14 protein-coding genes are annotated in these 15,452 nt (G+C 58.8%); 7 read left to right on the plus strand and 7 right to left on the minus strand.

Annotated elements, in window-relative coordinates; all coding sequences use genetic code 11:
* Window positions 1–41: 41 nt before the first annotated feature.
* The gene (locus KYT97_RS12645) at window positions 42–1,592 is read left to right on the plus strand and encodes an AMP-binding protein (RefSeq protein ID WP_172936523.1); all 1,551 of its coding nucleotides are present in this window, start codon (window positions 42–44) and stop codon (window positions 1,590–1,592) included.
* A 731-nt stretch (window positions 1,593–2,323) separates the two neighbouring features.
* On the opposite strand, the gene KYT97_RS12650 is transcribed toward KYT97_RS12645, so the two are convergent.
* Window positions 2,324–2,692 carry a winged helix-turn-helix transcriptional regulator gene (locus KYT97_RS12650; protein WP_141484985.1) on the minus strand — a complete coding sequence of 123 codons (369 nt, stop codon included), beginning with the start codon at window positions 2,690–2,692 and terminating at the stop codon, window positions 2,324–2,326.
* 112 nt (window positions 2,693–2,804) lie between these two features.
* On the opposite strand from KYT97_RS12650, the gene KYT97_RS12655 reads away from it, so the two are divergent.
* Window positions 2,805–3,431, plus strand: coding sequence for an NAD(P)-dependent oxidoreductase (locus tag KYT97_RS12655; protein ID WP_051730255.1), 627 nt, complete (start codon window positions 2,805–2,807; stop codon window positions 3,429–3,431).
* 119 nt (window positions 3,432–3,550) lie between these two features.
* Here the strand turns inward: KYT97_RS12655 and KYT97_RS12660 are convergent, their stop codons facing one another.
* Window positions 3,551–3,841, minus strand: coding sequence for a hypothetical protein (locus tag KYT97_RS12660; RefSeq protein WP_219112428.1), 291 nt, complete (start codon window positions 3,839–3,841; stop codon window positions 3,551–3,553).
* A 6-nt stretch (window positions 3,842–3,847) separates the two neighbouring features.
* Window positions 3,848–4,612, minus strand: a complete 765-nt coding sequence (locus tag KYT97_RS12665; RefSeq protein WP_219112430.1) for a pentapeptide repeat-containing protein — start codon at window positions 4,610–4,612, stop codon at window positions 3,848–3,850.
* 375 nt (window positions 4,613–4,987) lie between these two features.
* On the opposite strand from KYT97_RS12665, the gene KYT97_RS12670 reads away from it, so the two are divergent.
* The 4 genes from KYT97_RS12670 (at window position 4,988) to KYT97_RS12685 (ending at window position 9,602) form a co-directional block, all read left to right on the plus strand.
* Complete coding sequence (locus tag KYT97_RS12670) at window positions 4,988–6,460, plus strand: MFS transporter (protein ID WP_172936526.1); 1,473 nt, start codon at window positions 4,988–4,990, stop codon at window positions 6,458–6,460.
* A gap of 134 nt (window positions 6,461–6,594) precedes the next feature.
* Entirely contained in the window at window positions 6,595–7,227 is a 633-nt protein-coding gene (locus tag KYT97_RS12675) for a TetR/AcrR family transcriptional regulator (protein ID WP_051730258.1), read from the plus strand.
* 179 nt (window positions 7,228–7,406) lie between these two features.
* On the plus strand, window positions 7,407–7,949 hold the full coding sequence (locus KYT97_RS12680) for an HtaA domain-containing protein (protein WP_280639085.1): 543 nt from the start codon (window positions 7,407–7,409) through the stop codon (window positions 7,947–7,949).
* 813 nt (window positions 7,950–8,762) lie between these two features.
* Window positions 8,763–9,602: a MaoC/PaaZ C-terminal domain-containing protein gene (locus KYT97_RS12685; protein ID WP_095886949.1), complete on the plus strand. Its 840-nt coding sequence runs from the start codon at window positions 8,763–8,765 to the stop codon at window positions 9,600–9,602.
* A gap of 202 nt (window positions 9,603–9,804) precedes the next feature.
* Here the strand turns inward: KYT97_RS12685 and KYT97_RS12690 are convergent, their stop codons facing one another.
* Complete coding sequence (locus KYT97_RS12690; protein WP_045064406.1) at window positions 9,805–10,008, minus strand: hypothetical protein; 204 nt, start codon at window positions 10,006–10,008, stop codon at window positions 9,805–9,807.
* Window positions 10,009–10,047: 39 nt separating this feature from the next.
* On the opposite strand from KYT97_RS12690, the gene KYT97_RS12695 reads away from it, so the two are divergent.
* Window positions 10,048–11,337, plus strand: coding sequence for an MFS transporter (locus tag KYT97_RS12695; RefSeq protein WP_095886950.1), 1,290 nt, complete (start codon window positions 10,048–10,050; stop codon window positions 11,335–11,337).
* A 290-nt stretch (window positions 11,338–11,627) separates the two neighbouring features.
* Here KYT97_RS12695 and KYT97_RS12700 read toward each other — a convergent pair whose 3' ends face one another.
* The 3 genes from KYT97_RS12700 to KYT97_RS12710 all read right to left on the minus strand — a co-directional run bounded on the left by KYT97_RS12700 (window position 11,628) and on the right by KYT97_RS12710 (window position 14,637).
* Window positions 11,628–13,256 carry an MFS transporter gene (locus tag KYT97_RS12700; RefSeq protein ID WP_219112434.1) on the minus strand — a complete coding sequence of 543 codons (1,629 nt, stop codon included), beginning with the start codon at window positions 13,254–13,256 and terminating at the stop codon, window positions 11,628–11,630.
* A gap of 98 nt (window positions 13,257–13,354) precedes the next feature.
* Window positions 13,355–14,344, minus strand: coding sequence for a linear amide C-N hydrolase (locus KYT97_RS12705; protein WP_172936527.1), 990 nt, complete (start codon window positions 14,342–14,344; stop codon window positions 13,355–13,357).
* Between the two features lie 125 nt (window positions 14,345–14,469).
* Entirely contained in the window at window positions 14,470–14,637 is a 168-nt protein-coding gene (locus KYT97_RS12710) for a LapA family protein (protein WP_230589995.1), read from the minus strand.
* Between the last annotated feature and the right edge of the window lie 815 nt (window positions 14,638–15,452).

Here is a 15,452-nt window from a genome sequence, read left to right on the forward strand (position 1 = left end):
CGATTGAACTTCGGAAGCGATCCGAGAAGGAAGACCGCACGATGCACGCACGTCCGCTCCACGCCCCCGCGACAGCCGAACAACTCACTCCAGGGTCGTTCCTACGGCGTTCTGCCACGTTCTTCCCCGACCGGATCGCTGTCGTCGACGGAGACATCCGAATCACCTACCGTCAGTGGTTGACACGCTGCCGGCGCCTCGCCGGTCTCCTGGCTTCACTCGATGTGAAGCCAGGAGACCACGTCGCAGTACTCGCCCCGAACAGTCGCATGCTGCTGGATGCCCACTACGGAGCCGCGATGGCGGGAGCTGTACTGGTAGCACTGAATACACGACTGACGGCCCCCGAACTCCAGCACATCATCGAGCACTCCGGTGCGACCGTCCTCCTGTACGACACATCGCTCGACCAACTCGCCGAACAGTTGGCAGTGGAGTTCTCACTCGACTCGGAAACGTACGAGGAACGCCTGAGTGACGCGGAAGAACTGGAAATTCCGGTTACGGACGAACACTCAATGATCACGCTGAACTACACCTCAGGGACGACCGGGCGCCCCAAAGGCGTGATGTACCACCATCGAGGTGCCTACCTCCAGGCAATGGCAATGGCCTTCCACAGCAAACTCGATACCGACACCGCTCACCTCTGGATACTACCGATGTTCCACTGCAACGGGTGGGCGTTCACCTGGGCCGTCACCGCTGCCGGAGGCACACACGTGTGCCTCCCCAGGGTCGACGCCGGACGCATCTGGGAACTCATCGACACCGAGGGCATTACCAGTTTCAATGCTGCGCCAACCGTATTGATCGACCTTGCCTCGCACCCCGCTGCGCATTCTGTCGACAAACTTCTACGTGTCGGCACCGGTGGTGCACCGCCGTCTCCGACGCTGCTCGCACAACTCGGCAATCTCGGCTTCGACGTCACCCATCTGTACGGGCTGACCGAAACATTCGGACCGTCTGCGATCTGCGAGTTCCCCTCCGAGTATTCGTCATTGGCTATGCAGGAACAGGCACGATTCAAGGCCAGACAAGGAAACTGCAACATCGCAGGTACGCCCCTCCGAGTTCTGGACGAAAACGGCTCCGACGTTCCCGCGGATGGAACGACGACAGGCGAAATCGCTGTACACGGAAACACAGTGGCCTTGGGCTACTACCGCGATGCCGAAGCGACGCGTCGGTCGTTCGGATCCGGCTGGTTTCGGACCGGCGATCTGGGAGTTCAACACCCGGACAACTACATCGAACTGCGCGATCGCTCCAAAGACGTGATCATCTCGGGTGGCGAGAACATTGCCTCAGTGGAAGTGGAGCAGGTGCTCGAACGACACGCCGATGTACTCGAATGTGCCGTCGTCGCAGAGTCACACGAACGCTGGGGCGAGGTACCCGTCGCCTACGCGTCCGTCGTCGACGGATCTCGCCTCACCGAGCAGGAGTTGATCATGTTCGCCCGAAAACAATTGCCTGGCTTCAAAACACCGAAGCGGGTGATCTTCGGGCCGTTACCGAAGACGGGGACCGGGAAGATTCAGAAGTACATTCTGCGCAACCGCCTGGGACACAATCCGCCAACCTGATCCGAATACTTTCCAGTCGCGGTGTATTGGTGGTGTCGGCGATGCACAGGGCTACCGGCTTCGTCGGGAGATCATCTCCCACTGCATGTGGCTGTACCTGCAGTAAGAGGCGTCAGCACTTCAATCCAGGCCGTCAGGGCCGCAGCCGCCGCGCCCGGACTGCCAGTTGCCCTGCCCCTCTCAGGGACAACCATCGTGTCGGTGATCGATCGCCTCGTTGTTCTTCGAGCGTCATCGGGCCATTGTCCCAATTCCTACGCACACTCATTTGAAACGGCGGATGTTGATCTCCAACTGGATCACCAATTTCAGTGTCACAGCCGAAGCAATCAACAAAGGCGTGCGAACATGCTCAATTTCCGCCCACGCTGAAGCAAGCCACGGAACCGTCCGCGACTACTCGAGCCCGCTGTGTACCATCGGCGCTGCGCCAGCCAGAAAGCAGACTCCGAAGGTTCGGCGGATCACCTCATGGATGCTACGACACCCCGACAACGTCACCGAGTACGAGCAGATCGGACTAAAACAGGTCCTCGCCAACTGCCCTACAGTTCTGGTGCGGTCGAAGGGCATGTCAATCGGATCAAGATGCTCAAACGGCAAATGTACGGACGAGCTGGTTTCGACCTGGTCCGCAAACGAATACTCCTCAGTCGCTGACACATTCACAATCGATCACGGAAATTGGGCCAGAACCTCCTCGTGACACCTCCACGCAGAAGCACGACCTGTCAAGCGAGCCCAGCTTCGTGCTGACGACGCGACTCGATCACCTCCGGAAGGTGTTTTTGAGACCACTCACAAGCAGCCTGCAGCGGCTGCGTGAGTGTGTATCCGAGTGCGGTCAAAGCGTAGGTAACGTGGCGCGGAGATTCCGAATGCACTGTCCGACTGACGAACCCGTCACGCTCCATAGTTCGCAGAGATTCGGTGAGGACTTTCGGCGCAACGTGCCGCATCGGGACTTGTATCTCGGAGAACCGCCGGGCCCCACCGAGGAGGCAGAAGATGATCTGAGCATCCCATTTACCGCCTACCTGCACCGGAGGACGAACCGTCCCGCACGAGGCGAATAGTTCTGAATCCAGAGGTCCAGTCATGGAATCCACACTACGGATGTCGGGTCGCTTACGTTGCGGTAACCGAGGGGGCGCGTTCTACCGTGAACGCGTCCCCGTCGCCATCTCGGTGACGCAGTGAACGGAGGAAAGCATGAGCCGGATTGTGTTGTTCGGAGCTGGCGGCCGCGCGGGTCGTCGAATCTTGGCACAGGCCCGCGCCCGGGGCCACGACGTACTAGCCGTGATGCGCCACCCACATGCGCACCCCGACATCGACGGCGTCACGGGCGACGTCACCGATGTCGCTGACGTACGCCGACTCACAGCAGGGGCCGATGCGGTGATCAATGCCGGCGCTAGCATGGATGTACCACCGGACCAGTTCTTTTCCGCATCCACGCATGCATTGATCGGAGGACTGCAGACCAGGCGTCTACTCGTGATCGGGATCGGAACAACCCTCGAACCGACCCCGGGAATACGACTGGTGGATACACCTGACTTCCCCGACGAAGCGAAGCCGTTCACCGTCGGTCATGCCCTCGAACTCGAACTCCTCCAGCAGAGCCCGAGCGAACTCGACTGGGTGGTAATCACTCCCCCTCCTGTGGTCATCGCAGAGCACGCCGAAACCGGCCCACTACTAGTCAGCGCCGGCCCGGAACTCTTGCATTCATCCGATCCCGCATTCACCTATACCGACCTCGCTGTCGCGACGGTTGACGAAATCGACAATCCGACGCACCACCGAACACAGATCGCCGTGGTCAGAAACTGAATCCCCATTGGGAAGCCGTGGATCGATCAACGAGTCGAACTCCACTTGGACGTAGGCTACGCCCGCATCGAGATGCCGATCCAGAGGCTCGAAGCTGTCGAACAGCGACACGTCGTCCTTCACGACGAACAATCCGTCTGCGATTTTTGGGCGGTGCCGGCCTGTAACAGATCCAATTGTTCGTCGACTTCCGATTTCTTGGCCGAATCAACCGAGGTGAACTCGAAACAGTTGAGGCGCAGCGAATCGAGGGCATCAACGACGCTGTACGACTGGTAACCCCTGACGCGTCGACGTACAACGACATTCGAGAGCAGATAGCGGAGTGCAGAGCCTCGAGCGTCTCCGCGTTCACCACGCGCCTGACCGTCGCCGCCGGACGGGCAGGCGGACGAAGCAGCCGAGGTCAACGTCAGCTAGCTCTTCACTCGAGTTTCGGACTTGACGGCCGGCCCATCCTCATCCTCCGCGACAATGGCTCGGGCGTAGCGTGCGGCATACCGCTCCAGTGCGACGCTTGCCTCGTCTTCACCTTTCCATTGGTCCGGCACAGCTGTGCCGTCGCTCGTCGTTCGCGAGACCTGTGCCATGCCGAAATCGATGATGGTACGGGTGAACGAGCACCGCGCGAAGCTCGTCGACGCGGAGAACCGCACGGCACCGAAGGTGCAATCGACGAACGAGGTGTCGGAGAACTGCGCACCTGTGAGGTCCGAGTCGTCGAATGTGCACCGATCGAACACGGTATTGGGCACGGAACGTAGCTTGTGGGCTTTCGCTCCAGTGAAATCGCAATCGACAACCTTCGGCCCGAGCGCCAGACGAGAGAGGGTGGCGCCGCGGAAACTGCATCGTTCGAATCTGCGGTTCAAGCGTGGTTGGCCGGTCAATGCGGCGAAATCGAAGCGGCAGTCGAACAATTCGGCTTCGAACGCCGTGAGCGCACCGCGCACGAAACTCAGATCGATACGTTCCAGCGTGACGAATCTGATGTCCAATCCATAGCGACCCACCGTCAGACCACACAAATCCAGCAGCTCATTCTCGGTCGCGGGCCACGGGGAGGTGAGCGTGTGAGGCGGCTTGGTGATTCGCGACTGATCGAGCAGCTGCGCCCGTAGATCTTCGACGTCCTCTACTGACCAACGGCGGCGCAGAGCGCTGATCTCCGACCTCTTCACAGCCCCGATCGTATCGCTTACATCGGCAGAAACTGGCGGTGGCTGCCGAAGACCCGATTGGAAATGCGATTGCAGTCAGCTGCGCAGAACTCCACCGGTTCGGATTCGAGATCAACGGTCCGCAGCCCCCGCCTTCGAAGCGGCAGGCAACTTGACAATGTAGGACGTGGACGTTGGGCCGCAACCGGTTTCGTCCGACGGCGGCAATCCTCCAGCAAAGAAATGTGACCCTTGACACAGTTATTCGTCACTCCATACAGTTCAGCGGACGATAGTCGTCTCTTATTCGGTCGACCCGTAACCCTTGACGAGAAGGACACGAGAACCCATGCCTGACAACTCAACTCATGATGAATATTCCAACGGGGCGTGCCAGTGACCGAACCAAGCATTCAGTCAAATCTTGCGATGTCTCCACATCAAGCCGGAGGACTCGCAGCCGTTGGATTCCTGGCTTTTTCCGAAGTCATCAGCGGAATGCTGCAGTCGTGGTACATCCCGCTCTTACCGCACATTGGACAGCAGCTCAGTGTCAACCCGGCACAACTCAACTGGGTGTTGGCTTCCTACCTCCTCTCGACCGTAATTTGCGTGCCTTTGCTGGCCAAACTGGGAGACAAATACGGCCACCGTCGCATGGTATTGATTGTGCTTGGCACCGTAACCGTCGGAACGGTCCTTACCGCGATGGCACCCTCATTCGGGATCTTCTTGTTGGGCAGAATCATCCAAGGAACGCTGGGCGCGCTTCTCCCTCTCGAGTTGGCAATTCTCCGAGAACGAGCTGGCGCTGACGCAGGACGCGCAATCGGAATACTTGTAGGGTGCCTTGGCGCCGGAGGCGCGGCGGGGACACTTTTGGTCGGGATACTCGGAACTACAGTCGACCTGACTCTCGCCCTCTTCATTCCCGCCGCACTCACACTGACAAGCCTTGTTTGCATTGCATATTTCGTGCCCGAAACCTCCACTCGTGCAACAGGGTCCATCGACTGGACGGGTGCTGCACTGCTGGGCACCGGCCTCGGGGCCTTTCTCATCGGGATAAGCAATGGAAGCAACCTAGGGTGGATTTCTACTACAACCCTGATGACAGTTGGCGGCGGCGTGGCATTACTTGTCGCCTTTGTCATGATGGAAAAAAGAATCAGCACCCCCCTAGTCGACTTCAACTTGTTGACGAAGGGAGGAGTCGGATTCTTGTTAGTTTTGACATTAGTATTCGGATTGCAGTTTTACGGAGCCGTTACAGTTTCTACACTGTATTATTCATCCAAACCTGAAATCGTCGGATACGGATTTGGTCTCGATTCGATGGGCATCGCGTTTGCGATAACCCCAGTACCCATTGCCCTCATGATTTCGGCGGCGCTCGCCGACAGATTCGCGCGACGATTCGGTACACGAACGGCACTGCAGATTTCTGCTGCATTGATTTCCACTTGGTTTGGTGGGTTAATTGCATTTCGACACACACTGTCCGCCTTCATTTCAATGGGATTCGTTGGCGGCACCGGAATTGGTCTATTCGTCGCAATCCTTCCCGCACTCGTGATTTCTCGCGCACGTCCGGAAGACTCCGCAATCGCGGGCGCTCTATATAACACCGCGCGAACGGTGGCTGGGGCAACCGCTGGAGCGATATGCGCCGCGATCATGTCCGGGATGTTGATCAGTGGGTCGAAAATACCAAACGAAGGTGCATTCATCACAGTTTGGTCCGGCTGTATCGGAGCGGGAGTTCTAATTTTCATGCTCGTCCCGTTCCTTAACAAGCTAGGCGGAAAGGCCTACCAACCCGAGTCGCCGGAGCAAGTGATCAATCATCCGGTCCGAGAATCATCGTGAGACTGCGTACGAGATCTTTCGAACACCAGTTTTGAGCAGTGAGCGGGCCGTACCTCGCTACTGCATCGGGCTTGACCAGAAACTGACGAGATGCCCTGAAGAAAGTGCCGGATGGCGCGTGGCATGATGGGCCAATGTCACGCGCCATCCAGCAACCATCCGGCCGCGGGCGCCCGATCGATCCAGACATAGAAGCACGTCTTCTGTCCACTACGCTGGAATTGTACGGAGATCTGGGGTGGGCAAGACTGAATCTCGATCTCATTGCGCGACACGCCAAGGTTGGAAAAGCGGCCCTCTACCGGCGATGGCAAACGAAAGAACAGATAATGTCAGCCGCGTTGCGATCCCACCAAGGTCCCCAGGTCGACTTCGATACCGGAACGTTTCGTGGCGACCTTCTTACTCTTGGCCGAGCGACGGCAGATTGGCTACTAGGCGATTATGGCTTAGTGCGAATGCGAGCCATGATTGATGCAAAGATTTATCCCGAACTATTCGAGGGCGAAATAGCCGATTTGCGCAGTGAAACTATTGCCAACGGTCGTGGAATTATCTTTCGCGCAATCGAACGCGGTGAAATCATAGAGGGTACGTCGCCAGCCCTGGTACTCGATGCTGTCACAGGAACAATCGAGCACCATTATTTGATGACCCCGATGTCGAAACTCAAAGAGTTCGAATCCGGGGCCGAGAAATACATCGAATCAGTCGTCGACCTCGTTCTCGCGGGCCTCAACTGCCACAGTAATTCTGCCGACAAGTAATCACGAGTATCACCTGTCGACCAACCGGGAATCAAGCGCTCAACTTCTGTTCTCGCGGTGCACCGGCAGGCTGAGCCATTGAACGACCGACTAGCCTGTTTAGGCGAAAGCTTCCTGATGCGCGTAGGTAGAGAAACGAGATCACTATGGAAATGCCATAGATCGGTACCTCCACCTCACTGAGATGGTCAGTGAAAGAGTCATTGCTGCAATACGTTCGAGCACTTGGCGAGATTTCATATGATTCTGCCATCGTCGAACAGGGCAACGAACTGGCCTGGCCACTCGTCACCGATCATCATGAGCCCGACGGAACTCGGATTGCCCAGTACCGTGGCCGGATCCATCTCCGGGCACACGACGGACTTCTGGATATCGTCATCGCCGATCCCCAGGTTCGTTTGACCGGGGTGCAGGGGCAATTGAGCGTAGCGGCATCCAATGAACGATCTGAACGCGTCGTTGTTGCAACCCTCGATGTCACAGACAACTCAGCATCAGGTGTGCGCGCCGAAGTACGGGTGACCACCGCCGGCTCTATGCTATTCGGATCCAATTGTCCTTCAGGAAAAAAGCTTTCGCCGTTGACCATCGGGTTGGCCCACAGGGACAGACACCGAGCGCTCTTTCCTGCATGCCGCCGTTCCCTCGTCAACCTCGACAAAAGTCACACCAAAGCGACGCTGGACGATTTTCTTGGTGACGTTCCAATTTCGTTGTGAGTACCGACCGGCTCGATCAACCGTCGGGCAGCGACGCGGAGCCGGTTCTCGACATAGGCACTGCCGAGCTAGCTTTGCCACTTCTCGCATGTGAATCCCTTCGTAGTTCCGCCGACGGGCGCCAGTTCCCCTGCCACCTACGAGGGATGCGTTCGAGCCTAAGACGCCTACACATGACGACGCAGCAGATGGCGCGGCTGAACAGGTCTGCAACAGCACGATATTCGACACCATCCGCAGTCCTCCTTCACATTCCCTGCTCCACTGCTCCACTGCGCGTCATCGGACCCGCAGAGCGGACAGATTGCGCGGGCAGAACAAACACTCGGTACCCACGGCCCAGAACCGAATGCGTAGCCCCTCTTCGCGTCGGGTGTTGTTTGTGGAACTAGGCCGGACGGGGTGCTCCTTTCTGACTACACAAACCAACCGTCTCGGCACACGAAAGACCTCGAACGTGGCTCACATCGGGTGAGTCCTGTCCGCTAAACCTGGATCATCGTCCAACAATCGGAACGTGTTACGCTTAGCTAGCGTGGACCTCACTCCACGTATTGTCAAGTCCCCCTCACTACTTCACCGGCCAGTGCGATCGAATCGCAATCTTTCGATCAGGCAAAGAAATGAAGCTCCTGTTGAAAATATTCACTCGATATGCTCAGGTATAAAGAGAACAGGATCCGATTAGGCAAACGGGTCTTCCCTGAACCTGTGGAGTGCTGCGCCCTACTGTCGGCGCCGCACGACACCCCAGGCAGCACGCCAGGTCGCGGACCGATACCGCTGACCTCTCGAGATAAGACGAGGTACTAGATGTTCGACGAGTCGTGGGTGGGTCGGCGAAGTGAGACGATCACACGCAGTTGGTCGTCCAAGGATGCGTTGCTGTATGCACTTGCAGTGGGTGCCGGGCAGGGCCACCCGTTGGAAGAACTAGAGTTCACCACCGAAAACAGCGAGGCAAAGCCGCAGAAGGTGTTGCCGACATTCGCGAATGTCGCCCTCTCCGGTGGCCTCATTCCGTTGCCAGACGGTGTGGACCTGTCGAAAATGCTCCACGCCGAGCAGGGATTCATCATCGACGACGCACTCCCCGTCGAGGGTGAGGTAACCACGTCCAGTGCCATCGCGGGCGTCTACGACAAGGGTTCCGGAACACTCGTCGAGGTCGAATCCGAAGCCCGCGACGATACGGGACGTCTGCTGAGCGTCGTTCGATCCGCTATGTTCTTCCGTGGATCCGGAGGGTGGGGTGGCAGCCGGGGACCGGCCTCGGAATGGGAGAAACCCGCTGGCAAACCCGATCATCAGGTCACCTACCGCACTCGCACGGACCAGGCACTTTTATACCGACTGACTGGTGACCGAAATCCTCTGCACACGGACCCTTCGTTCGCGTCCCGAGGCGGATTTCCACGACCAATCCTGCACGGTATGTGCGCGTACGGGTTCACCGGCCGTGCGCTGTTACATGCTGCTGCCAACTCGGAGCCGAAGCGATTCCGCGCGATGCAGGGTCGTTTCACGAAACCCATTCTCCCCGGCGAGAGCCTCACTGTCTCGATGTGGATCGACGGCACGGTCGTGCGATTCCAGACAACAGATGCAGCAGGTACACCCGTCATCGACCAGGGCACCGCCACCATCGTGTGACCGTAAGACACACATCATTTCCGAAACAATCAGGCGGACAACAACATCATGGGATCTCCCGCGAGCAGCGAAGCGATCTGCACGGGATCAGGGCGAAGTATCGGAGCAGCAGCTGTCAGCACGCTCTCTCCGACTTGGGAACTGAGACCAGAACCGCGGATACTGACCAAACTTTCCACTAGATAGCGAAGCTCGCTGTCACTCAGTCCGGCAACGCTATCTGTTTGTTGCGCTCACCACGGTTGACCACACCCGCGTCGGCCATCTCATATTTCCCTGCCTTACCAGCCATGTTGCCAGGAGTACCAATGAAGATATTGTCACGTTCGCGTCCGTTCGGCAGGGAGATACATTTCGGCGTCAGGTCGACGATTTCCGTTGCGGGAGAAAATAATCGCGTGGTCATCGGCAGTCGAGCAGTAGCCCAGCCGAAAGCGCTCTACCGATGACGCGCACCGTAAGTGATCCTGCGACAGAAGTCACCGAGAACGCTCGTGTGCCGTCAACCGTGTGGGTCCTCTCGTTTATCGCTGTCGCGTCCGGTCTCGGCTACGGAATGCTAGGGCCGGCACTGCCGGCACTGGCTGACCTTTACTCCGTCGGAGCAGCGAGCGTAAGTCTTGCCGTCAGTGGACTCGCGGCGGGCCGCCTGATCGCAAACGTCTCCCTGACGGGCTTGTTGAAAAAATTCCGTCTGCGGAACGTGCTCGTATTCGGACTCGCCATCCAAGGTGTATGCAGTGTCGTCGCCGGCTTATCGCCGAACTTTGAACTCTTTGTTGCATTTCGGTCGTTGAGCGGTATAGGCAGCGCCGGCTTCACCGTCGCAGGTACCGGATTGTTGCTCGTCGTCACGACTTCGGTGCAACGCGCCCGTTCGATGAGCATCTACTTCACAGCCACATCGTTGGGAATGATCTCAGGACCCGCGATCGGCGGTTTGGTGGCAACGATCGACCCACGCCTGCCGCTGATCATCTACGGCGTGCTTCTCGGCGTGGGTTCGCTTGTTGCTTTGGTCGCGCTGCGCAGCGCGCGAGGACTCCGCACTAGTGACGGCATTAGTCCCGAAGATGTTGTGCCCGTATCGACCTCGAGCCTCCTCCGAGAACTGTTTCGCAGCCGCACGTTCGTAGCGGTAATGCTGCTCCAGTTTGCGACGGGGTGGGTGTTGTACGGCGTGCGCACGGTGGTCATGCCGGTCCGGCTTGATGACCTCGGGTTCGGTGTTGGAGTGATTGGCATGTTGTTGACAGTCGCGGCCGTCGCCCAGATTGCCGCAAGCAGCTTGGGCGCTGTAACCGGACGGCTGAGTCTTCGAACGGTCACCGTCACTGCTCTCGCTCTAGCGCTGGTCGTGACCGCTCTATTTGGTGAGCTCAAGGCATTACAGCTGATCGTTGCTGCCTTCGTCGGACTCGGACTGGCTCACGGGCTGACTTCCACCACGGCACCATCGCTCCTCGGCGAGGTGCGTGGTGGCGCCAGCGGTCTAGCGGTGGCCGCCTTTTGGATCGCGTTCGACGTTGGAGCGATTCTGGGACCGTACACAACAGGTGCTCTCCTGGATACGGCCGGCGCCCCCGTAGCGTTCCTGTCGAGCGCCGGTGTCCTGGCGGCCGCCCTCATTGCTTGCCTGTTCGTACCCCGAAAACCGAAACTACCTTCCCCAATCGAGCCATCTCCCCAGGTCAGGACCGTAAATCCGCCCAAGACAGCTCACAGCAGCGACTGAGCACCTCCCGCAACAAGTCGAAGTTAGACCGAGAGTCGCACCCACGCCACCATGAGGCCGTTGTACCCATCCCTGACAATCGTCGGATCTGCGGTTGACGGTCTCATGGTTGTCGAAGCGATCCTCGATGAAGTGCGCTGTCTCAGTGAATAACTCGACTCGGCGCAGCCTGACGATTGTATTCACTGGTCTTCGACCAATTGCGTTGCCGAGCTGTTCTTCTGGTTCGTCGCGGGCATCGCTTCGTCAACGCTTGCTCTCGAAATCTCTCGACCGCAGAGTCGCGATCGTCACCCTTCCCGCCGGGATGGCAGGTGCCTGAACGTCACGATCGGGAGTAGCGCCGCCAACCCGAGCACGCAGAGGCTCGCACGCAGCGCAACCAACCTGGATTCGACGTTGATCTCCACCGCCCGGTCGAGCTGCGCCGAGGTCAACTCCATTCCCGCCAGGCGGCTTCGGAGGTCGTCGTTTTCGACGAAACTTACCGAACTGGTGGTCACTTCAATTCTGCTGTCCGACAGTAGATCCGATCCGTCGGCGACACGGACCGAGGCGGACTGCGCAAGCACGGACATCAGCACGGCCCCCGCGACGGCGGTACCCGTGCACAGGCCGAGAAAGTTCGCCATTCCCCGAGCGCTGCCGATCTCTCCGGAGAGAGACGGTGGGCTGGTCTCCATGAGCAATGCACTGCCCGCACTCAGTCCCACTCCGATACCGAGGCCCAAGGCGACCTCACTGATCAAAGTCCACGCACCTGACCATTGGTTGGAGATGGTCATTGCCAGCAGTATCACCGACGCGGCAGCCAGCACGTGGGCTGCTGTCAACAGCCAACGGCACGCTATCAGTCGCATCAGAACTGGTGTGGCAGCAGCGGAGGCGAGTGCGGCAAGGGAGATCGGTATCAGCATCAGTGCCGTCCCCAGCGGGCTCTTGCCCAGCACCATCTGCGTATAGAGCGGCAGCAGGTAGCTCACGCCGGCCATCAACAGGTTCACTGCGACCAGCCCACTCAGGCACGCACGGTTGAGCCCAGAGCCGAACACCTGAGGGGCAAGCAGGGGTGTCCTGTCAGCGTCGAGCAACTCGTGTTGGCGCGCGACAAACGTGTGGAGCACCAGGCCGCCGATCAATAACAACGCGAGCACGGGCGAAAGGCCGAGCACACTCACGGGGGCGTCATCGGCTGCGAGGAGAAGCCCCCACGATCCGATCTGATTGATGGCGGCGACCAACATCAGCACGCCCACAGCCGAAAGTGCGATACTCGTCTTGTCGATGACCCCTCGGAAAGCAGTCCGGGGTAGCCGTAGCCGAGACGCGATGACGCTCGTTCCCGCGATTACGACAAGCAGCAGCACAAAGGGCGCTCTCCAACCCCAGGCTTGCACGAGAAATCCGCCGACCAACAAAGCGAGCGCAGCACCGATTCCGGTTGTACCCGCCAGCACCGACACCGCAACGGTGCGCTGCGTACCGGAATATGTCTGACCGAGAATCGCCAGCGCGTTGGGCACAAGAAGAGCACCACCGAGTCCGGCGATCGCCTCACCAGCAATGAGCACCGAGACATTCTGTGCCAGAACGCAAGACAGCATTCCCACGGCGTAGATACTCAAGCCGAGCAGCTGAGTGTTTCTAGCACCCAGCACCCCGCTGACCTTGCCGCCCGTGATCGTGAAGGCTGCGACGAACACGCCGTACGCGACGATGGCCAACTGCACGTTTGAGATCGTGGTGTCCAGCCCGTCGACGATCCCACTGATCGCCATTGGCAACACAGTGGCGTTGAACACCGAGACCAAACCGGTGAAGCACACGAGCACGAGCGGCAACCAACTCGCGCTGACTTGAGCGTCGACCGCTCGCTCGGTTGCCACAGGGACGGAAGGCAGCTGATCCGCAGTATCCATATACGTACACCTCTCGGGGATCGGCGATGGTGCGGCGGCGAAAGTGACCACCGACGCAGGGTGGCCTCTCCCTCTCGCCGTGAGCCTGCTGCTGTCGATCAGGCCGGCAGAGTCAGAAATTGCATTGGCGGCGTTTCCTCGAAGCGGCGAGAGACGTTACCGGCGAGTCCGCCTTCGAGGGACGTGTCGCCCATCAGGTCGACCTTGCCCGCCGGCGCGCCCTCGTTGAAGTCCAGCTTGTCGAAGTCCACCCACACGACATTGGGTCGCGTGGTCGAGTCGAAGACGTACCGCTTGTTGGTCAAATCGGAGACGGTCTGCCAAATCGTCTGCGAGGCATAGGGTTTCTCGGGATCAGGAATCCTGAAGGGTTGCGCAGCATTGCGGATGACGCTGAACATTCCCGCCACCGCCTCGACCTCGCTCTTCGGCTCAGGCAGTCGGCCCACGTAATATGCTGCGCGAGCGAACCGGTCGGACGCAAGCGTGGTCCCCGGTAGCGGCTTGGTGCCACCGAACCCGTCGACCTCTTTGAGAAGTTCGATTTGCTTGTCGAAGGACGGGGAATTGGTCATCACACGGTAGTCACGGTCGTGCCAGACGGTCGCCTTGCCGTCGAGGTACTCGATGATCGCCGAATCGCCGGTCGCGTCGTCCAACGCAAGGTGAACGGCGGGCACCTCGCCAGTCGCCGGATCGCCCAGCGGTACAACCTGGACGTCGGAATCGACGATCCAGGCGGCGGCATCCGCAACAGTGGCAAAGTTGTCCAGGAAGTACTGCAGCCAGATCGCCATGCTCAGACTTGGCTTCGATGTGTCACGACTACCGTAATCCGATTCCGCGAGCCACAAGATATGGCCCGCCAGTCCAGCCTCGTTCATGCCGTCCACCGACATCATGTCGAATGCGCCAGCCACGACGCTGCCGTATTCGGCTGTCCAACTGAGGGAACCGCCGACGCCATCGTTGCGTTCAACCCCCTGGGGAAGCAACCACAGATTTGTCCCGGTGTCGCGGTGATAGTCCATGTTGCGGCCGACGAGAACAGACCCCGCGGCATCAGGCCAAATTACTCTGGTACACATCGTTTCACCTTCTGTAGATTTCGAGAGAACCAGTGTTTGCCGATATTCTTCTGCTACGCACCTGAACTATGAAGACCTTTCCGCGACAGCCGATCCCGGCCACCGACAGCTATTCGTTTGCGAATTCAGTTGGTTGGCTTTTTACGGCGGGTGAGAAGGCCGGCGATCCAGCCGAGTAGGAGGATCACGACGAGGGTGAGCCAGAGCGGTGACTGCACGGATACCCAGAACAGTTTGATCGTGGTTTCGCTCCGGTTCTGGAAGATGAAGATCAGGGTCAGAACCACCAACACCGCAGCGAGGATGTTACGTGGGTGAGTAACGATGGGGCGGAGTCGATCTGGGCGCCTGAACTCATGGGAGCTACCTTTCGTCGCCGCAGTCGGTGAGTAATCGGTCTGCGAGGATGCGTGCTTTCCGAGCGGGAAACTTCGCGTGCGTGAGACTGCCCGCGGTTACGGTTCGCCGACCATTGAGGAATTGATCCAGACATCCGTGTCTACGAGGACGGCTAGTCGGCACAGTCACAAAAAACTTGCCCGAGAAATCCGAGCCGGACTCGGCGGGCGCTACGACAAAGATTGGAACAATCGAAATCTAACACGTGAGACGCAGCGCGATGGTCGATTAGGGCGAATTCTTAGACTAACCACCCTCCTTGTCACTGCCTTTGTCCGGCCGGCCGATCGACCACTTGCTACATGCGGCAGGTGCCGTTCGCCTGACACATCATGCGTGTACATCACGCACTAAATCGCGAAATTCACCCACGATTTCACCCCTAGCCAATGTGCCGTATGCCCATGCAAACACGTGACTCGTGATACAAAACAAAGGAGAGTTGCCTGCACACATCTTCTTTCAGACCCTTTGTCAGACGGCAATTCTTGGAACGCGTTGATCCGCGACATACGTCGAAAACGGCAGCGAGGCGCCTGTACACGGAGGTGAAAAGCAGATACCTCATGAAGACCGGCGGGGTAATTCGCGCTGCTGGTCATTGGACTCGATTGTTCACAGCGACTACGGACTATCCACCGATAACGCAGATGAATCGTGCGCTCGCCTGCCGAGTTGCGGACCTCGTGCGCCATAATCGGAGGGCATT

This window comes from Rhodococcus globerulus, from assembly GCF_019334125.1.
Classification (GTDB): domain Bacteria; phylum Actinomycetota; class Actinomycetes; order Mycobacteriales; family Mycobacteriaceae; genus Rhodococcus_F; species Rhodococcus_F globerula.